General features: G+C 71.6%; 20 protein-coding genes. 5 read left to right on the top strand and 15 right to left on the bottom strand.

The features are described 5' to 3' along the window. Positions 1–65: 65 nt before the first annotated feature. The gene (locus QSK39_RS26200) at positions 66–656 is read left to right on the top strand and encodes an isochorismatase family protein (RefSeq protein ID WP_285480473.1); all 591 of its coding nucleotides are present in this window, start codon (positions 66–68) and stop codon (positions 654–656) included. 4 nt (positions 657–660) lie between these two features. On the opposite strand, the gene shbA is transcribed toward QSK39_RS26200, so the two are convergent. Both shbA and QSK39_RS26190 read right to left on the bottom strand, forming a co-directional pair. After that, entirely contained in the window at positions 661–1,257 is a 597-nt protein-coding gene (shbA, locus tag QSK39_RS26195; protein ID WP_353051087.1) for an RNA polymerase sigma factor ShbA, read from the bottom strand. A 146-nt stretch (positions 1,258–1,403) separates the two neighbouring features. Then, positions 1,404–1,886, bottom strand: a complete 483-nt coding sequence (locus QSK39_RS26190) for an RNA polymerase sigma factor (RefSeq protein ID WP_285480471.1) — start codon at positions 1,884–1,886, stop codon at positions 1,404–1,406. A 558-nt stretch (positions 1,887–2,444) separates the two neighbouring features. Between QSK39_RS26190 and QSK39_RS26185 the strand changes: the two genes are divergently transcribed. Further along, positions 2,445–2,708 carry a WhiB family transcriptional regulator gene (locus QSK39_RS26185; protein WP_285480470.1) on the top strand — a complete coding sequence of 88 codons (264 nt, stop codon included), beginning with the start codon at positions 2,445–2,447 and terminating at the stop codon, positions 2,706–2,708. A gap of 216 nt (positions 2,709–2,924) precedes the next feature. Here the strand turns inward: QSK39_RS26185 and QSK39_RS26180 are convergent, their stop codons facing one another. Then, entirely contained in the window at positions 2,925–3,902 is a 978-nt protein-coding gene (locus QSK39_RS26180; protein ID WP_285480469.1) for an RNA polymerase subunit sigma-70, read from the bottom strand. A 40-nt stretch (positions 3,903–3,942) separates the two neighbouring features. Between QSK39_RS26180 and dprE2 the strand changes: the two genes are divergently transcribed. Next, positions 3,943–4,683, top strand: a complete 741-nt coding sequence (dprE2, locus tag QSK39_RS26175) for a decaprenylphospho-beta-D-erythro-pentofuranosid-2-ulose 2-reductase (RefSeq protein WP_285480468.1) — start codon at positions 3,943–3,945, stop codon at positions 4,681–4,683. A 204-nt stretch (positions 4,684–4,887) separates the two neighbouring features. Beyond that, a complete protein-coding gene (locus QSK39_RS26170) occupies positions 4,888–6,087 on the top strand; it encodes an LCP family protein (protein WP_285480467.1) in 1,200 nt (399 codons plus the stop codon). 4 nt (positions 6,088–6,091) lie between these two features. Here QSK39_RS26170 and QSK39_RS26165 read toward each other — a convergent pair whose 3' ends face one another. The 7 genes from QSK39_RS26165 to QSK39_RS26135 form a co-directional block, all read right to left on the bottom strand. Continuing rightward, the gene (locus tag QSK39_RS26165; RefSeq protein ID WP_285480466.1) at positions 6,092–7,270 is read right to left on the bottom strand and encodes an acyl-CoA dehydrogenase family protein; all 1,179 of its coding nucleotides are present in this window, start codon (positions 7,268–7,270) and stop codon (positions 6,092–6,094) included. Between the two features lies 1 nt (position 7,271). Then, complete coding sequence (locus QSK39_RS26160; protein WP_285480465.1) at positions 7,272–8,177, bottom strand: 3-hydroxyacyl-CoA dehydrogenase NAD-binding domain-containing protein; 906 nt, start codon at positions 8,175–8,177, stop codon at positions 7,272–7,274. Beyond that, on the bottom strand, positions 8,174–8,920 hold the full coding sequence (locus tag QSK39_RS26155) for an acetoacetate decarboxylase (RefSeq protein WP_285480464.1): 747 nt from the start codon (positions 8,918–8,920) through the stop codon (positions 8,174–8,176). Before QSK39_RS26155 ends, QSK39_RS26160 begins: the two co-directional genes overlap by 4 nt. 3 nt (positions 8,921–8,923) lie before the next feature. Further along, positions 8,924–9,667: a crotonase/enoyl-CoA hydratase family protein gene (locus QSK39_RS26150; protein ID WP_285480463.1), complete on the bottom strand. Its 744-nt coding sequence runs from the start codon at positions 9,665–9,667 to the stop codon at positions 8,924–8,926. A gap of 13 nt (positions 9,668–9,680) precedes the next feature. Beyond that, positions 9,681–10,835: a CaiB/BaiF CoA transferase family protein gene (locus QSK39_RS26145; RefSeq protein ID WP_285480462.1), complete on the bottom strand. Its 1,155-nt coding sequence runs from the start codon at positions 10,833–10,835 to the stop codon at positions 9,681–9,683. Positions 10,836–10,946: 111 nt separating this feature from the next. Continuing rightward, on the bottom strand, positions 10,947–11,843 hold the full coding sequence (locus tag QSK39_RS26140; RefSeq protein WP_285480461.1) for a LysR family transcriptional regulator: 897 nt from the start codon (positions 11,841–11,843) through the stop codon (positions 10,947–10,949). A gap of 75 nt (positions 11,844–11,918) precedes the next feature. Beyond that, entirely contained in the window at positions 11,919–12,455 is a 537-nt protein-coding gene (locus tag QSK39_RS26135) for a TetR/AcrR family transcriptional regulator (protein WP_285480460.1), read from the bottom strand. Between the two features lie 81 nt (positions 12,456–12,536). Between QSK39_RS26135 and QSK39_RS26130 the strand changes: the two genes are divergently transcribed. Beyond that, the gene (locus tag QSK39_RS26130) at positions 12,537–12,977 is read left to right on the top strand and encodes an ester cyclase (RefSeq protein ID WP_285480459.1); all 441 of its coding nucleotides are present in this window, start codon (positions 12,537–12,539) and stop codon (positions 12,975–12,977) included. Here QSK39_RS26130 and QSK39_RS26125 read toward each other — a convergent pair. The 5 genes from QSK39_RS26125 to QSK39_RS26105 form a co-directional block, all read right to left on the bottom strand. After that, positions 12,925–14,313 (bottom strand): HAMP domain-containing sensor histidine kinase, encoded by a 1,389-nt coding sequence (locus QSK39_RS26125; RefSeq protein ID WP_285480458.1) that lies wholly within the window; start codon positions 14,311–14,313, stop codon positions 12,925–12,927. The two genes, QSK39_RS26130 and QSK39_RS26125, sit on opposite strands and share 53 nt — an antisense overlap. Continuing rightward, a complete protein-coding gene (locus tag QSK39_RS26120) occupies positions 14,310–14,996 on the bottom strand; it encodes a response regulator transcription factor (protein WP_285480457.1) in 687 nt (228 codons plus the stop codon). The genes QSK39_RS26125 and QSK39_RS26120 overlap by 4 nt, the downstream gene beginning before the upstream one ends. Before the next feature lie 45 nt (positions 14,997–15,041). Continuing rightward, positions 15,042–15,239, bottom strand: coding sequence for a hypothetical protein (locus QSK39_RS26115; RefSeq protein ID WP_285480456.1), 198 nt, complete (start codon positions 15,237–15,239; stop codon positions 15,042–15,044). Then, positions 15,236–15,655, bottom strand: a complete 420-nt coding sequence (locus QSK39_RS26110; RefSeq protein ID WP_285480455.1) for a hypothetical protein — start codon at positions 15,653–15,655, stop codon at positions 15,236–15,238. The genes QSK39_RS26115 and QSK39_RS26110 overlap by 4 nt, the downstream gene beginning before the upstream one ends. A gap of 65 nt (positions 15,656–15,720) precedes the next feature. Beyond that, complete coding sequence (locus QSK39_RS26105) at positions 15,721–17,445, bottom strand: CocE/NonD family hydrolase (RefSeq protein ID WP_285480454.1); 1,725 nt, start codon at positions 17,443–17,445, stop codon at positions 15,721–15,723. Positions 17,446–17,447: the final 2 nt, after the last annotated feature.

The raw sequence follows: 17,447 nt of genomic DNA, 5'->3' as shown, positions 1-17,447 counted from the left end.
CGGTCGAGCTTAGCGTCGGTGGTGCCCGGGCGAGCCGGGCGAACACCGCGAAAGGACACCCGAACATGGCGAGGACGACGTTGCGTGAGCTGAACGGGCTCGACGGGACCCCGGCCGCACTGGCCGGCTCGACGCTGATCCTGGTCGACTACCAGAACACCTACACCCGCGGTGTCATGGAGCTGGCGGGGTGGCGGCCCGCGCTGGCCGCGGCCCGAGACCTGCTCGCGGCGGCCCGCGCCGCCGGGACGACCGTGATCCACGTCGTCAACGACGGCGGCGAAGGCACGCCGTACGACGTGCGGGCCGAGATCGGCGGCATCCACCCGGCCGTCGCGCCCGCGGACGGCGAGGCGGTGGTGGTCAAGAAGGTGCCGAACGCCTTCGTGGGCACCGAGCTCGGCGAGCGGGTCGACGCCGCCGGGTACGAGGACGTGGTCGTCGCCGGGTTCATGACGAACATGTGCGTCACGTTCACCGCCGAGGGCGCGTTCCTGCGCGGCAACCGCCCGACCGTCGTCGCCGATGCCTGCGCCACCCGGCCGCTGGCGACCCCGGTCGCCGAGGTGACCGCCGCGGAGCTGCACCACGGCGCCTTGGCGACCATCGCCGACCTGTACGGCGTGGTCGTTCCCGGCGTCGCGGACCTGCGGTAGCCGGTCAGTCTTCTTCGCCGGTCAGCAGCCTGCGCAGCCGCGCCAGCGCGCGGTGCTGGGCGACGCGCACCGCGCCGGGCGTCGAGCCCACCGCCGCGGCCGTCTCCTCCGCCGACAGCCCGACGACCACCCGCAGCACGACGATCTCGCGCTGCTTGGCCGGCAGCACGTCCAGCAGCCGCGCGAGGCGTTCGTTCAGCTCGAACCGCAGGGCGTGCTGCTCCGGGCCGTCCGCTTCGGACACGCCGTCGGGGACTTCGGGGACCGGGTCGGCGCGGTTGCGGGCCGCGGCGCGGTGCGCGTCGGCGACCTTGTGCTGGGCGATGCCGTAGACGAACGCGAGGAACGGGCGGCCCTGGTCGCGGTAGGACGGCAGCGCGGTCAGCACGGCCACGCACACCTCCTGGGCGACGTCGTCGGCCGAGGCGAACGACCGCTCGTGGCGGCCGACGCGGGCGCGGCAGTAGCGCACCACCAGCGGCCGGATGGTGGCGAGCAGGCGGGCGGTCGCGGCGTGGTCACCGGCGATCGCGTCGGCGACCGGCTCGTCGTGCCGCCGCCAGTGCGAGGGGAAGGCTTCCGGGGGCTGCGCCGCGGCTATCTCCCGGACGAGGGCGCGGCTGCGCACCCGGAGCAGGGTGCCCTCCACGTCGAGGCCGACGCGCAGCGAGTCGTGCAGCGCGGCGTTGGACTCCCGCAGCAGCTCCGTGGTCGCGGGGTCCCCGTACTCGGTTGCCGGCATGGTGCTCACCCTTCCCTGTCCCGCTGGTCGCCGGGTCGTGCGGCCCGGTGGCGCCTGAGGCGTTCCCGCACGTGGCGGAGGTTGGAGCGGACGGTCGCGGGGGCGACACGCAGCGCCGTCGCGATCTGTGTGGGCGTGAAGCCGTCGAGGGACCAGGCGAGGACCATCCGCTGCTGGCCGGGGAGGGAGGCGAGCAGGTCGATGAATCCCGCGTGCTGGTCGACCAGGGCGGCCAGCTTCTCGTCGTCCTGCGGGTCGCCGGCCCGGTCCGCGGGCGTTTCGCCGACGGCGTCGAGCAGCCGCCCGGCGACGCGGCGGACCCAGGCCCGCGGGTCTTCGGGGGTCGGCCAAGCCTCCAGCGCGTGCAGCATCGCCTCGGTGGCGATCTCGCGGGCCAGCTCGGCCTCGAACCCGGCCTTGCACAGGAACGCCACGAGCGGGGGGAAGTCGGCGCGGAAGAACGCGTCGAAATCGTCGTCAGCCCACACGGACCCCTCACCACCCCTCGCCTCCACTGGAACAAGTGCGCTGAGGTGACCGCTACGTGTAACGATTCGATCAAGACTGCTCGATGGGAGTAATGGCCTGCTCCGGATGGTGACGACCGGTGACGAATGGGTGCGGGCATCTCGGGTACCCGGCCCCGATGACCCTTTTGATCAAGCACCTGGCGGCCGGTGCGGGTCCGGCGAACGGCGCAGAGGGCGCGAACGGCGGATTCCGGACACCGGCCCGGCGGCCGTGGCCTGCCGCACCCCGGCCGGGAAAGCCGCGCGGGGCCGGGAAAGCCCGGGCGGCCGGCGCACGTCGCGTGGCCGCATCGGAGCGTGCTCACGCCGATCGGGTGACGTGATCGACATCGAGATCCCGGGAAGGAAGGCGTACTCTCATGTGTTGCAGTCTTGGTTGCCCGGAGGGTGAGCCGGGGACCGAAGCCAAAACCCCCTTGACCGACGCGGATACGCTCGCGCGTCCACTGCGGTCAAGTCGGTTGACGCGCCATGACAATGGGAAACAGTAGAAGCAGAGGGAGGTGAACGAAGGAAATGGAAGCCACGATGACGGGCTGGGCGGAACTCGCGGCCTGCAAGGACGAGGACCCGGAACTGTTCTTCCCGATCTCCGCGATGGGCCCCGGCGCCCGGCAGGCCGCGCAGGCCAAGGCCGTGTGCGCGCGCTGCCCGGTGCGCGCCGAATGCCTGGGCTACGCGCTCGACAACGGCCTGGACCACGGTGTTTTCGGCGGGACCACCGCCGAGGACCGACGCCGGTTGACGCGCACCGCGCCGCAGCGGCACCGAGTAGCCTGACCCGCCGCCCGGTGACCTCTTCCCGGCGGCCAGGAAAAGCCGAACACCGAAATCGGAAGAATTTCTTTCCGGATGGTGTGCGCCCGGGCGGGTGATTCCCCGTGAATCACCCGCCCGGGCTTTTTCACGCCCTTCACGGGTGAGCGATGCACTACCGAATGCGTGCGCCGCCCATCGGTGCGCGATGCCGGACGGGGCCACCCGAGGTCATCGTGCTCACTCGTCGTGCCAGGTCTCCGGCAGGCCCCAGACCGCCGCCGGGACGGACTCGAAGGCGGCCAGGCCGGTGATCAGCCCCTGCTCGATCGTCAGCAGGGACACCCCGAACCAGCGGTACTCGTCCGCGCCCGGGCGCCGGAGCCAGGTCGCCACGGCGGGCTGGCGGTTGGCGCGCGTCGGCCGCATCCGGAAGCGGCCGACGCAGTGCGGGGACGCGGGGTCGAGCGACAGCGACAACGCCCGGACGATCGACGCCGCGCTCGCGAACCACAGCTCGTAGGGCGGCATGACCGCGCGCGCCTCGGCGTGCAGCAGCCGGGCGACCGCCTGGGGGTCGCCTTGCTCGTAAGCCGCGATGAACTGCTTGAGCAGCGCGGTTTCCTGAGCCGTCGCGTCGCCGGCCGTCCACTCGGCACGGCGCGCGGGCAGTCGTTCACGCAGCGTCGCCCGGGCGCGCTGCAGGGCACTGTTCGCCGACGCGACGCTGGTCTCCAGCAGGTCCGCGGTCTCCTTGGCCGACCAGCCGAGGACGTCCCGCAGGACGAGCGCCGCCCGCTGCCGCGGGGGCAGGTACTGGACGGCGGCGAGGTAGGCGAGCTCGATGGTCTCCCGCTCGACGACGACGGCGTCCGGCCCGGCCTCGTCCAGCAACCGGTCCGGGACGGGCTCGAGCCACGGCAGGTCGGCGGCCGAGAGGGGCCCGTCGGGCTCGCCGGCGGGCCCGAGCTGGTCGGGCAGCACCCGCCGCGGCCGCCGGGCGAGGACGTCGAGGCAGGCGTTGGTCGCGATCCGGTACAGCCAGGTCCGCACGCTCGCCCGGCCCTCGAACTGCTCCCGCGCCTTCCACGCGCGCAGGAAGGTCTCCTGGGCGAGGTCTTCGGCATCGCTCAGCGAGCCGAGCATCCGGTAGCAGTGCACCTGGATCTCCCGCCGGTGCCGCGCGACGACCGTCTCGAAATCCGGAGCGTGGCCCACCCGGGCACGCTAGCGCACCGGGGGCTGGAAGACTGCCCGCGTGAGCGGAACGGTGCTGGTACTCGGCGGACGCAGTGAGATCGGCCTGGCCGTGGCGCAACGCCTGGCCGGGGACCACCGGCGGTTCGTGCTGGCCGCCCGCCCGGGCGCGGACCTCACCGCCGCCACGGCCACCCTGCGCGAAGCCGGGGCCGAGACCGTCGAGACGGCCGAGTTCGACGCCGACGACCTCGCCGCCCACGGGCCCTTCCTGGAGAAGGTCGCCGCCGGGCACGGGCCCCTGGACGTCGTCGTGCTCGCCTTCGGCATCCTCGGCGACCAGGCGCGCGCCGAAGAAGACGCCACCCACGCCACCGCGATCGTCCACACGGACTACGTCGCCCAGGTCGGCGTGCTGACCCACGCCGCGAACCTGCTCCGCGCCCAGGGGCACGGCAGCCTCGTCGTGTTCTCGTCCGTCGCCGGCGTGCGCGTGCGGCGCGCCAACTACGTCTACGGCTCGGCGAAGGCCGGTCTCGACGGCTTCGCGAGCGGCCTCGCCGACGCGCTGCCGGGCTCGGGTGTCCACCTGCTGCTCGTCCGCCCCGGTTTCGTCATCGGGCGGATGACGGAGGGCATGAGCCCGGCGCCGTTTTCGAGCACGCCGGACCAGGTGGCCGACGCGACCGTCGCCGCGCTGCGCAAGCGCCGCGGGGTCGTCTGGGTGCCCGGGGTACTCCGTCCGGTGTTCTTCGGAATGCGCTTGCTGCCGCGCGTGCTCTGGCGCCGGCTGCCGCGCTAGCGCCGGTTGTGGCCACGGCCACAGCACGTTCTCGTGTGCGCGCCGGTACTTTCCGTCGCGATCTCGGCCGATCGGCTCGATTCAGCTCGGCCGATCGGGCAACGTCACGAGCTTTCAACAAGTTTCTCAGCTGATTCCCAGCTAACCCGGTGATCCTCGAAGGCGGGGTCGGAGGTTCACCACAGGGAAGCAAGGGGAAGTGTCGTGCTGCTGTCGTCCCGGGGGCGTCGCATCGGCGTGCGGGTCGCGCTCGGCGTCGTGTCGGCGCTGGTGCTCGGCGCCACCGGGTACGCCTGGTCGCAGCTGAGCAAGCTCGACGACGGCCTCGTCACCGCCGACGTCATCCCGCCCGCGGCGCAGGTGAACGACGACGACACCCCGCCGGGGGAACCGCTCAAGGTCGCCCAGAACATCCTGCTCGTCGGGATCGACGCGCGCACCGACGCGTACGGCAACCCGTTGCCGCAGAACGTGCTCGACGCGCTGCACGCCGGAAGCGGTGACACCGGTGGCGACACCACCGACACGATGATCGTGGTCCACATCCCGGCCGGCGGCGCGGCGGCGACGGCGATCTCGATCCCGCGTGACTCCTATGTGGACATCGCGGGCGGCTACGGCAAGCACAAGATCAACTCGGCGTACAGCCGCGGCAAGAACGCCGCGATGTCCGGCTTGCGGGCCCAGGGCCTGTCCGGCGCGCAGCTGGAGGTGGCGGCGAACGAGGCCGGCGCGAAGACCGCGATCCAGACGGTCGAGAAGTTCACCGGGCTGACGATCAACCACTACGCGGCCATCAACCTCGCCGGCTTCGACGCGCTGTCGCAGGCCGTCGGCGGCGTCGAGGTCTGCCTCAAGGCGCCGGTGCACGACAGCTACTCCGGCGCGGACTTCCCGGCCGGCCCGCAGACGCTCTCCGGCGCGCAGGCGCTCGCGTTCGTCCGCCAGCGCCACGGCCTGGCCAACGGCGACCTCGACCGGATCGCGCGGCAGCAGGCGTTCCTGTCCGGGATGGCGAAGAAGGTGCTGAGCGCGGGCACGTTCACCGACGTGTCGAAGCTGAACTCGCTGGTCAGCGCGGTTCAGGGGGCCGTGGTGCTGGACCGCGGCTGGGACGTGCTGAGCTTCGCGCAGCAGCTGCGGGGGATGAGCTCCGGGGCGATCGCGTTCGCCACGATCCCGGTGCAGAGCCTCTCGCTGTCCACGCCGTCCGACGGCGACGCGGTGAAGGTCGACCCGGCGCAGGTCCAGCAGTTCATCCGGACGGCGATCAGCACGCCGGCGGTCCAGGCCTCGGGCGACGACACGAGCGGCGGCGTCAAGCCGGTGGCGCAGACGTCCACCCCGCCGTCGTCGACCGCGAAGCAGCCGGCGACCAGTACGGCCGCCGGCTGCGTGAACTGAGCGATCAGACGAACGCGGACTGTCCCGTGATCGCCTTCCCGACGATCAGGGTGTTCATCTCGCGCGTGCCCTCGAAGGAGTAGATCGCTTCGGCGTCGGCGAAGAACCGCGCGACGTCGTAGCCGAGCACGATTCCGTTGCCACCGAGGATCTCCCGGCTCCACGCGACGACCTCACGCATCCGCGAGGTGACGAACGCCTTGGCCAGCGACGAGTGCTCGTCCTTGAAGATCCCGGCGTCCTGCAGCCGGGCGAGCTGCACGAGCATGCCCCACGACGCGGTGATGTTGCCGAGGCTCTTCACGAGCAGGTCCTGCACCAGCTGGAAGCGGGCGATCGGCCGGCCGAACTGCTTGCGCTCCTGGGCGTAGGCCAGCGCGGCTTCGTAGGCGCCGATCATCACACCGAGCGCCTGCCACGCGACGCCGCCGCGCGTGGCGCGCAGGATCTCCGCGACGTCGCGGAAGCCGTTGATGCCCTGCAGGCGGTTCGCCTCCGGCACGCGGACGCCGGTCAGGGTGATCTCGGCGTTCTCGACGATCCGGAACGCGGTCTTGCCCTGGATCTTCTCCGGCACGAACCCCGGCGTGCCCTTCTCGACGACGAAACCCTTGACGTGGTTGTCGTCGACGTCCCGCGCCCACACCACGACGTAGTCGGCGAAGGTCGCGTTGCCGATCCACTTCTTGGCGCCGTCGAGGATCCAGGTGTCGCCGTCGCGCTTGGCGGTGGTGCGCATGCCACCGGCCACGTCGGATCCGCCAAGCGGCTCGGTCATCGCGAACGCGCCGATCTTGTCCATCGCCGCCATCTCCGGGAGCCAGCGGTCCCGCTGCTCCTGGCTGCCGCCGCTGTGGATCGAGTACATCGCGAGTCCGTTGTGGACACCGAAGAACGTCGCGACGGAAGCGTCGGTGCGGCTCATCTCCATCGCCATCATGCCGGTGAGCAGGTGGCTGACGGCGGGCTTGTGCTCGCCGTAGCCCTCGTAGGGCAGGCCGGCGAGGCCGCTCTCGCGGAACAGCCCGATCAGCTCCTTCGGGAAGGTTCCGGCTTCCCAGTTTTCGTTCACCAGCGGCTTGACGTCGTGCTGCATGAACTCGCGGGCCTGGACGAGCAGCTTGTGCTCGTCGTCCGGGAGCAGCGCTTCGAAGTCGTAGAAGTCGGCGGTCAGGGATTCCATGTCAGTTCTCCTCCACTGCGGTCAACACTGCGAGCTGCTTGCGGTCGCGCGTCTCGGCCAGTTCCGAGTACGTGGAGGAGCCGTAAGCCTTTTCGACGGCTTCGATCAGCCGTTCCTGCTCTTCGGGGCTCTGGCTGGGGGTGCCCAGCCCGGCCCACATCTGCTTCATCGACTTGCCGATGTGCTCGGCCATGTGCCGGTAGCCGCCGGGGCCGCCACCGAGGTGCGAGCCGAGGAACGGCCCGACCGTCGCCCAGCGGATGCCGAGCGAGTTCGTGATGACGGCGTCCAGTTCTTCCGGCGTCACGACACCCTGCTCGACGAGGTAGATCGCCTCGCGGCTCAGCGCGTTCTGCAGCCGGTTGCCGACGAAGCCGGGCATCTCCTTGCGCTCCACGACCGGTGTGCGGCCGAGGAAGGTGTAGAAGTCCACCGCCTTTCGGACGGACTCGGCGCTGGTCCGCTCGCCGGGGACCACCTCGACCAGCGGGATCAGGTGCGGCGGATTGAACGGGTGTCCGATGAGGACCCGGCTGCCGTCGATCTCCCCGGTGAACGCCGTCGAGGGGATGGCGCTCGACGAGCTCAGCAAGAGCGCGTGCTCCGGCGCTTCTTCGACGAGCTTCGCGAACAGGTCCTTTTTGAACTCGACGTTCTCGGGTCCGTTTTCCTGCACGACATCCGCGTCACGGACGGCTTCGGTGACGTCGGCGGCGACGTGCACCCGGCTCGCCAGTACGTCGGCGGTCGTGCCGAGGTGCGGGGCGAACGTCTCGAGTGCGTCGGTGATGGCCTCGGCGAGGTCGGGGCGCGGGTCGCTGACCCGGACGGTCAGGCCGTGGTGGGCGAACAGCGCCGTCCAGGACAGGCCGATGGTGCCGGCGCCGATGACGGCCGCGTTCTTCATGACTGTGTTCCCTTCAGGTAGTCGAAGACCGGCTTGACCGGGGCGAGCGTCAGGTCGGTGCGGATGTGGCTGGCGGAGACGACCTCCAGCACCGGCAGGTCGGCCAGCGGGGCCAGGACGTGCTGGAACAGCTGCAGCCGCGCGGGGCCGGTGTAGGCCTCCTTGACGACGACGTCGGTGATCTCGGTGCGGACCAGCTCCTGCACGCGCGGGGTGCCGTCGTAGCCGGGGATCGTCTTGAGCATGAACGTCGGGACCGTGATCTGGCGTTCGGCTTCGCGGGCGTCGAGTTCGTGGTGCTTGTAGCCCATGGTCGCGGTCGCCACCCGGAGCGTCCCGTAGTCCAAAGTGCCCACCAGGACACCGTTGTCGACGTACAAACCCGGGCTGCCGATCGTCTTCGGATACGCGCTCACTTCGCGCCCGGACGCCGTCGCCGGGAAGTTGTCGAGGTACATCGCGTGCAGGTACTCGCCGCGCTCACCGTCGAAGCTGACCTCGATCGCCTGGCCGGACTCGGTGTACGGGCCGTAGCCGGAGACGTCGCCCATCTTCATGACCTCGAAGCGCACCAACGGTTCTTCGACCTGCAGCGGCTCCGGCACGACGGCGCGCAGGGCGTCGGCGTCGGTGCGGTAGACGATGTTCAGGTACTCGCGGTCGGTGAACCTCGGGACCACGGGCGCGAACGCCGGGGCGGTCAGGGGAGTGGTCACGTGCCTGCGGACTTCGTCGATCTTCATGGTTTATTCGCCTGTCCACTTCGGAGCGCGGCGCTCGGCGAAGGCGGTCATGCCCTCGCGGACGTCGGCGGACTGCATCAGTTTCTCGATTTCTTCGCGTTGCACGGCCGCGGGATCCGCGGCACGCACGATCTTCTTGACGGCGGCCAGCGCGAGCGGCGCGTTCTCCGTCAGCTTCTCGGCCAGCTGCAGCGCGACGGCGGCGGCGTCCCCGCTCGGCGTGACACGGTTGACCAGGCCCAGCTCGCCCGCGCGGCGGCCGGTGACGGGCTCGCCGGTCAGCAGGAACTCCATCGCCAGGTGGTGCGGGATCCGCTTCGGCAGCCGGATGACGCCGCCACCCGCGGCGATCAGGCCGCGCTTGACCTCAGGGAGGCCGAACTTCGCGTCTTCGGCGGCGACGATGAGATCGCAGCCCAAGGCCAGCTCGAACCCGCCGCCCATGGCGAACCCTTCGACGGCGGCGATCAGCGGCTTGGCCAGCTCGGCTTCGGTGAGGCCGCCGAACCCGCGTCCCGGGATCTCCGGCGACTCGCCCTTGAGCGCGGCCTTGAGGTCCATGCCGGCGCTGAAGGTGTTCTCGGCGCCGGTGAGGACGCCCGCCCGGAGCGTGGGGTCGTTCTCCAGCTCGTCCAGGGCGGCGGCCAGTCCGGCCGCGACGGCGGCGTTGACCGCGTTGCGAGCCTGGGGCCGGTCGATCGTGATCAGCAGGGTGCTGCCGATCCGTTCGGTGCGTACTTCGGTCATCGTCTTGCTTCTTTCAGTTCAGTTCCGCGAGGACTTCGGCGGTGTCCTGGCCGGCCAGCGGGGCCAGGCGGCGGATCGAGCCGGGCGTCGCGGAGAACTTCACCGGGATGCCGACCGTGCGGATGGCGCCCTCGCTCGGGTGCTCGACGGTGTCGAGCAGGTGGCCGTCGCGGACGTAGCCGTCCTCGTGCGCGCGGTCCAGTTCCAGCACCGGCGCCATCGGGATGCTGTGCTTCGCGCAGACCTCGGCCCACTCGTCGGTGGTCAGCGCCGGGGCGCACGCCGCGATCTGCCCGGTCAGCCACTCGTTGTCGGCGCGGTCGATGGCTTCGCCGTTGACGCGCGGGTCCTCGGCGAGGTCCGGGCGCCCGGCCGCGGCGAAGAAGTCGCGGAAGTTCTTCGGGTTGTAGGGGATCACGCAGGCGAGGCCGTCCTTCGTGCGGACCGCGGCGTGGCCCTTCGTCATCGACAGGGCGAAGCCGGTGGGGCCCTCGGCCGGCTCGTAGGTGTGCCCGGCGAGGTGCTCGACCAGGTTGAACGCGAGGAGCGTGTCCGTCATCGGGATCTCGATCTGCTGGCCCTGCCCGGTCTTGTCGCGGTGCACCAGCGCGGCGAGCACGCTGTAGGCGATGGTCAGCGACGACACCTTGTCGCCGATGATCGTCGGCAGGTAGACCGGCTCGCCCAGCGCCCGGTTGGCGACGTCGACCAGGCCGGAGGAGGCCTGCACGGTCTCGTCGTAGGCGGCGTTGCCGGCCTGGGCGGAGTCGCTGCGGAAGCCCTGCGCGTGGGCGTAGACCAGGCGCGGGTTGCGCTCGGCGACGTCGGCGTAGTTCAGGCCGAGCCGGGCCAGTGCGCCGGGACGCATGTTGGTGATCAGCACGTCGGCGGTGTCGATCAGCTTCAGCGCCTGCTCGCGCTCGGTCTCGTCCTTGAGGTTGAGGGCCACGCTGCGCTTGTTGCGGTTGACGTTGAGGTTCAGCGGCGTCATGCCCGGCGTGGTGCGGTACTGGCCCACCCGCACGGTGTCCGCGGGGGACTCGATCTTGATCACGTCGGCGCCCAGGTCGCCGAGGATCTGGGCCGCGTACGGGCCCATGACCACGGTCGAGAGGTCGATCACGCGCACGCCGTCCAGCGGGCCGGTCGCGGTGCTGATGTCCGTCATCATTTCGTCCTTTCGCGCTCTTCGCTCTACTCACGAACGTAGGCGCGGGTGGCGCGAAAGGGAATGATCATGATGCGCACAATGGTATGACCACGGTGGTCATACCATTGTTTACGTGCTGATCGGCTCCGCGAAGATTTCTTTCGCGGCTGCGACGAGCTGGTGGAGATCGCGGTCGCGGCGCCACAGCAGGCCGGTGTCGAGCTGGGGCCGGAAGTCGCTGAACGGCAACACGATCACGTTGTCCAGCCGGTAACCGTGCATCGGGCTCCGGTCGTCCAGCATGGAAATGGAGAAGGCCTCGCCGCTGGAAATGATTTCGGACGTTCCGCCGTAGCCGGTGTTGGTCAGGCGAATGCGTTTCTTGACGCCCAGTTCGGTCAATTGGTGGTCGAGCTGGTCGAAGTACGCGGGCGTGATTTCCCCGGGTGAGGCCACGTACGGGAATGCGGCCAGCTCGGCCAGGGTGACGGAGTCCCGCCCGGCGAACCGGTCGGCCGGGACGACCGCGCCGAGCCGTTCCGACATCACGGGCAGCTGCTCCAGCGCCGGATCGCTGACCGGCAGCCGGGCGAGGGTGAGCGCGAGCTTCCCGTCGTGCACGCCCTGGACGAGGTCGGCGGTGGTGCCGGGCCAGCGCTTGAGCTCGTAGTGCGCCTTGACCCGCTCGGCCAAGGCGTTGACCCGGTCCCGCAGGTCGGGGTGCACGCCGGCGGGCATGCCGAGGAAGACGGTGCTGCGCTGCGGCCGCACGGCCTCCTGCAGCCGCCACGGAATCGCACTCACCTGCTCGAGGACGTCCCGCGCGAGCGGCAGCAAGGCGGTCCCGGCGGCGGTGAGCGTCACATGGTGGGTACTGCGGTCGAACAGCTGCTGCCCGAGTTCGTGCTCGAGGTCCTTGATCCGCTGGGAGAGCGGCGACGCGGCCATGTGCAGCTTCCGCGCGGCGGCGGAGAAGTTCAGTTCCTCGGCGACCGCGACGAAGTAGCGCAGGTGCAGCATCTCCATGGCCCGACCCTAACGACCCGCCGTGTCGCCCCTCCAATCACGCGTGATGCCTCTCCAATCACGCGAGATGCGCGTTCAGCGAGCCGACGCACCGCGGCGGACGAGGGCGAGCAGCCGCCCGGGCTCACCGCCGGCCAGTGCGATGCCGGTCGCGAGCAGGAGGAGGTCCAGCTCGGTGACGTCGGACGCCACCGCGCCCGCCGCCCGGGCACGGTCGAGCAGGGCGGCGGCGGTCGCGTTCATCGCCGCGTGCCAGCCCGCGAACAGGCTCTCGTGCTCACCCGCGGGATCGGCCAGCGAGAGTGCGAGGGCGCGCTTGGTCCGCACGTGCTCGACGAACAGTCCGAGCCAGGCGAAGAGCGCTTCGCCGGGGTTGCCGGCGTCGAGGTCCGCGCGGCTCCGCAGCTCCGCGACTTCGTCGGCGTACACGGCCACGACCAGCTCACGCCGGTTCGGGAAGTGCCGGTACAGGGTCGCGTTGCCGACGCCGGCGCGCCGGGCGATGCGGTCGAGCGGTGCGTCCGGGCCGTCCTCGGCGAAGACCTTCTTCGCCGCGGCGAGCACGAGCGCCTGGTTGTCCCGCGCGTCCGACCTGCGGGCCCGTGCCGTCATGCTGCTCCCTTGCCAAGTGGGGACATCCCCGGTTAGCGTAGCCGAACACTAACCGGGGAACTCCCCACTTAAGGAGCGAGCATGGACGCCGCCGAAGTGCACCGCCGCCTGATCGCCCTGACGCCGTTCACGAAGGAGAGCGTCGCCGAAGGCCTGCGCTACATCGACCCGCAGGTGGTCGACCACCGCGGTGGCGCGGGCGGCGACCACCACGGCGTCGACGCCTGGCGCGCGAAGTGGGAGGCCATGCTCGGCGGCGAGTTCTTCGCCGACTTCCGCGACGTCGGCGTGCGGGTCGAGCAGAACGTCGCCGACGGCGAGTTCTCGGTCAACCGCTACACGAGCACGGGCACGCAGATCTCGACCGGCCGCAGTTACGCCGTGACCAGCATGGACATGATCCGCGTCCGCGAGGGCCGGGTGGTCGAACACTGGGCTCTCATGGACGTCACCGACCGCGCGGCCCAGCTCAGCCCAGGGGGAGGGGCACCGTCGCGTCCGACGCCGCCGGCGGGAAGGTGATCGTGAACGCCGCGCCGCCCTCCGGGGCCGGGCCGGCCGTCAACGTGCCACCCATGCGGGTGACCAGGCCGTGGACCAGGGCCAGCCCGATGCCTGACCCGACCGGACGGCGGTCGCGGTACCGCGCGTTCAGCACCCCGCGCTCGAACGCCACCGCGTAGTCCTCCGGTGCCAGGCCCGGCCCGCCGTCGCGCACCGACAGCGACGCACCCGAACCGGACACCGACAGCGCGAACACCATGGGCGCGCCACCCGGCGTCACCCGCAGCGCGTTCTCCGCCAGCCCGTCCACCACCTGACGCAGCCGCCGCGCGTCCGCCAGCACCGGGACCGGCGAAGCCGGCGCCGAAACGGACAGCCGGACGTCCTCCCGCGCGCACCGCAGCTGCCAGACCTCGGCGCAGTCGCGGACCAACGCGGCCAGGTCCACCGAGGCCAGGTCCAGCCGGAACTCGTCCGCGCCCAGCCGGGCCAGTTCCAGGAGGTCCGTCACCAGCCGCTCCAGCCGCAGCGCCTCCCGCTGGATCGTCTGACCCGCGCGCACCGCGTCGTCACCGGTTGCCACGCCGTCCGCGATCGCTTCGGCGAACCCGGTCACGGCGGTCAGCGGCGTCCGCAGCTCGTGCGACACCGACAGCAGGAAGTCCCGCTGCCGCGCTTCGCTCACGGCCAGCGCGTCGGCCAGCGAGTTCAGCGACCCGGCGACCTCCGCCACCTCACGCGGCCCCTGCACCGGCACCCGGACGTCCCGGCGTCCGGCCCGGAGCGATCCCGCGGCAAGGGCGGCCCGCCGCAGGGGACGGCCCAGCAGCCGGCCCGAGAACCAGCCCGCGAGGGCCGCCACCAGCAGCCCGATGCCGAGCGCCAGCGCGATGTTGCGCACCAGCGCGCGTTGCGTCGCTTCGGCGCTGCGTGCGGGCAGGACGAGCGCGAACGCGGCCCCGCGCGTGCCGATCACCCGGGTCTCCACCAGGTACTGCGCGCCCGCGACCGTCACGCGCGTCGAATGCCGGGCGGCGAGCCCCGCCTTGGCCGCCGCCTGCACGGCGACCGCGTCGCCGGCCGCCTGGCCGCCCGCGCGCCGGACCACCACGGAGATGCCCTGCCCACGCACGACATCGGCCACTTTGCCGACGCCGAGCCGGTTCCCGATGCCGGTCTCGTCGAGCTGCGACGCGACGACGTCGGCCTGCGCGGCCAGCGACGACTGCAGCACGTTGTCCGCCGTGGTCCGGATCAGCCGGGCCGCGACGAGCCCGGCCACGATCACCGCCACGCCCGCGACGGCGAGGCACACCAGCGTGATCCGCCCGGCGAGGGTGCCGCGGTACCTCATGCCGGGTCCGCCGCGTAGCCGATGCCGCGCACCGTCCGGATCGGACTCGACGTCCCCAGTTTCGCCCGCAGCTGCGCCACGTGGACGTCCACGGTCCGCGTGCCCGCCGCGGCGGCGTACCCCCAGACGGCGCTCAGCAGCTGGTCGCGCGAAAGCACCTGCCCCGGGTGCCGGAGCAGGTGCGTGAGGAGGTCGAACTCGGTGGACGTCAGGGAGATCTCCGTCTCGCCCGCCCAGGCCCGGCGGCTCGTGAGGTCGACGCGCGCGCCGCCGACGGTCAACGCAGCGGGTGCCGGAGCCGCGCCGGACGCACGCCGCAGCACGGTCCGGACCCGGGCGGCCAGCTCGCGCGGGCTGAACGGCTTGGTCAGGTAGTCGTCGGCGCCGATTTCCAAGCCCAGCAAGCGGTCCAGCTCGTCGTCGCGGGCGGTGACGAACAGCACCGGCGTCCAGTCGCCGGCCGCGCGCAGCGCCTTGCAGATCTCGATACCGTCCAATCCGGACAGTCCGATGTCGAGCACGATCGCCACCGGCTTGAGCCGCCGGACGGCGTCCAGCGCCCGGCCGCCGTCGGCCTCGACGTGCACGCCGAAGCCGTCGCGCTTGAGGTAGAGCGCCGCCAGCTCGGCGATCGCGGCCTCGTCCTCGACCACGAGGACGAGGCCGCGCCCCGGTGACCCCATGCCTGCTCCCGTCTCCGCCGTCATCGACGGGGAGACGCTAGCCGGTCAGGGTGAGCCATCGCTGTTCATGTCGGATTCGACGCCGTTCAGCGTCGACTCGATCCCGCTGAGCTCCGAAGACACCGACGACGCCGGGGGCGAACCGGAGTCCGGTGATCCCATCAGGTTGTCGCGGCAGGCCGAGCAGCCGAGCGCGATGAGCGCGGCGGCCCCGACCGCTGCCGCGATCCTCGCCGCCCTCACTTGGTCGGCGCCGGGGCCGCGGGCTTGCAGTGCGCCGACGCGAAGGCGTCCAGCTTCTGCTTCGCCGTGGTCAGCTCGCCGGCCTTGCCCTGGCGCTTGGTGGCGCGGTCGTCGAGCTTCTTGGCGCGGTCCTCGTGCCCGGCCGCGCGCTGGTCCTGGGCGCGTGCCTTCAGGTTGGCGACCGAACCGGCGACCTCGGGACCGCCGTTGATCCGCTTCTCCAGGTTGTCGGCGCGCTTCTGCAGCTTCGGCACCCAGTCGCCGCAGACCTGCTGCGACTCCTCGGGGCTGAGCGTGATCGGCGCGACCGGCGCCGGCGACGTCGTCTGCGCCGAGGCCAGCGGCGCCGCCACCAGCAGGCAGGCCGCGCTCCCGCAGCCCGCCAGCGCCAGCCGCGTCCAGGTGGTTCCTCGCATGTCGTCTCCCTCGTGTCGTGCTTGCGAGGAGAACTTTGGCGGGGTGGTGTTCGGAGGGCGTCCGCCTAGTGTTCGGGCTTTGTAAGGCCGACGGTGACCGACGTCCGCGCGAGGTCGAACGTCAGCGTGTCGCCCAGCGCCGGCAGCGCCGGGTCGAACAGCTGCCCGTCGGTGCCGCCGAGGAGCAGGCCGAGCCGGTGCCCCGCCGGGACGACGTGGTCGAGCGCGGTCAGCGTGAACGTCATCGAGTACGCCCGCCCAGGGACGAGCGGCTCGCCGTGGCGCGGCGACGCGTGGTGCCCGAGGTCGGCCCAGCCTGCCGCGACGATCCGGTGGTCCACGTGCACCAGGTCGGCCGCCGTGTCGAGGAAGCAGGCGGAGTCCCCGGGCCGGCTCACACCCCAGCACGACGACGTCGTCAGGTTCTTGATCCCGCTGCCGTAGTTCGCGGTGTTGCGCACGTCGGCGGGGCCGTAGTCGACGAGCGCGACGCCGAGCCGGGCGGCGGTCTTGTCGGACGACGCGGTGATCGTCACCGACGGCAACCCGGCGAGCCGCACCGCCGAGGTCAAGGGGGCGCCGGTGAACCTCGCCGCCGAAGCTCCGGTCGCCCACTCCTCGCGTCCGACAGCCGGGTCGTCGACGACGGTGGCCGTGCCCGAGCCGCGGAGTCCGAGCGTGCCGTCGGCGCTCGGCCGGAAGGTCGCCGGAAGACTCGCGGGCGGCCAGCTCCGGACGTCGGTCCACCGGTCCGGCGCGATCTCGAGGTGCACCGCCGGCTCGGTCTCGACGCCGTTGCGGACGCCCCGCAGCCAGCGGTCGAACCAGCGGCCCAGCGTCGCCACCCACTGCGCGCGCTGCAGGTCGAACGGGTCGACGTGCCCGGCCTGGCTCAGCCACGCCTTGCGCGGCACACCGGCGCGGCCGAGCGCGTCCCAGTAGGAGGCGAACTGGTTCGGCGCCACGGCGCTGTCCCCGAAGCCCTGCGCGACGAGCACGCTCGCCTGCCCGGGCCGCGGCACGTAGTGCACGCTCCGCCAGTAGGCGGTGTAGTCGCCGTTCGTGCCCATCCGCGTCTTCAGGTCCGCTTCGAACGGCTTGCACAGCTCGGCCGCGCGCTCGTTGTAGGTGAACGCCGAGCCGGTGTTCTCCGGCGTGGCCAGGGGAGCGCCGTTCGCGATGAGCTGGCTGTAGTTGTCGGCGACGCCTTCGATCGGCACCACGGTCTTCAGCCCCCGGACGCCGGACGCGGCCATGCCGATCGCGGTGGCGCCGTCCTGGGACTTCCCGATCGCGCCGACGTCCCCGGTGGCCCAGTCCGCTGTCACCGGCCGGCCGCCTTCGGGAGCGTCGAACGCCTTCGCGCGGCCGTTGAGCCAGTTCACGACGGCGATCCCGTCGGCGACGTCGTCGAAGCAGCCCGAAGACCGGTTCGTCCCGCCGACGTCGGCGAGCACGACGGCGTACCCGCGTGGCACGAAGTAGTTGTCGAGGAACAGCGGGAACTGCTGCGGCGTGCCGTCCGGCGCGTAGGTCTTCTTCTGCGACTCGTTGCCCCGGCCGCAGCACGCGTAGTACGGGCTGACGTCGAGGATCACCGGGACGCGCACCCGCGCGTCCGGCCGGATGACGTCGGCGGCGACGCGGTCGGGCTTCCCGTCACGGTCCTGGTCGGTGCCGGTTTCGACCCAGGCCGTCTCGTGGATCGGCCGGCTTTCCGAAGCGGACGCCGCGGGCACGAGCCCGGTCGTGGTGATCAGTGCGGCCAGAAACCCCAGTAGCAGTCGCATTT

It is taken from the genome of Amycolatopsis sp. NBRC 101858, assembly GCF_030269325.1.
GTDB classification, from domain to species: domain Bacteria; phylum Actinomycetota; class Actinomycetes; order Mycobacteriales; family Pseudonocardiaceae; genus Amycolatopsis; species Amycolatopsis ponsaeliensis.
The sequence above is the reverse complement of the archived record's forward strand: the minus strand, read 5'-3'. Positions and strand labels throughout refer to the sequence as shown.

Excerpts from the sequence above, each read along its gene's own strand:
- QSK39_RS26200 (WP_285480473.1), top strand. The coding sequence starts at position 66 with ATGGCGAGGACGACGTTGCGTGAGCTGAACGGGCTCGACGGGACCCCG.
- QSK39_RS26185 (WP_285480470.1), top strand. The coding sequence starts at position 2,445 with ATGGAAGCCACGATGACGGGCTGGGCGGAACTCGCGGCCTGCAAGGAC.
- QSK39_RS26165 (WP_285480466.1), bottom strand. The coding sequence starts at position 7,270 with ATGGAATCCCTGACCGCCGACTTCTACGACTTCGAAGCGCTGCTCCCG.
- QSK39_RS26160 (WP_285480465.1), bottom strand. The coding sequence starts at position 8,177 with ATGAAGAACGCGGCCGTCATCGGCGCCGGCACCATCGGCCTGTCCTGG.
- QSK39_RS26155 (WP_285480464.1), bottom strand. The coding sequence starts at position 8,920 with ATGAAGATCGACGAAGTCCGCAGGCACGTGACCACTCCCCTGACCGCC.
- QSK39_RS26150 (WP_285480463.1), bottom strand. The coding sequence starts at position 9,667 with ATGACCGAAGTACGCACCGAACGGATCGGCAGCACCCTGCTGATCACG.
- QSK39_RS26145 (WP_285480462.1), bottom strand. The coding sequence starts at position 10,835 with ATGACGGACATCAGCACCGCGACCGGCCCGCTGGACGGCGTGCGCGTG.
- QSK39_RS26140 (WP_285480461.1), bottom strand. The coding sequence starts at position 11,843 with ATGGAGATGCTGCACCTGCGCTACTTCGTCGCGGTCGCCGAGGAACTG.
- QSK39_RS26135 (WP_285480460.1), bottom strand. The coding sequence starts at position 12,455 with ATGACGGCACGGGCCCGCAGGTCGGACGCGCGGGACAACCAGGCGCTC.
- QSK39_RS26130 (WP_285480459.1), top strand. The coding sequence starts at position 12,537 with ATGGACGCCGCCGAAGTGCACCGCCGCCTGATCGCCCTGACGCCGTTC.
- QSK39_RS26125 (WP_285480458.1), bottom strand. The coding sequence starts at position 14,313 with ATGAGGTACCGCGGCACCCTCGCCGGGCGGATCACGCTGGTGTGCCTC.
- QSK39_RS26120 (WP_285480457.1), bottom strand. The coding sequence starts at position 14,996 with ATGGGGTCACCGGGGCGCGGCCTCGTCCTCGTGGTCGAGGACGAGGCC.
- QSK39_RS26110 (WP_285480455.1), bottom strand. The coding sequence starts at position 15,655 with ATGCGAGGAACCACCTGGACGCGGCTGGCGCTGGCGGGCTGCGGGAGC.
- QSK39_RS26105 (WP_285480454.1), bottom strand. The coding sequence starts at position 17,445 with ATGCGACTGCTACTGGGGTTTCTGGCCGCACTGATCACCACGACCGGG.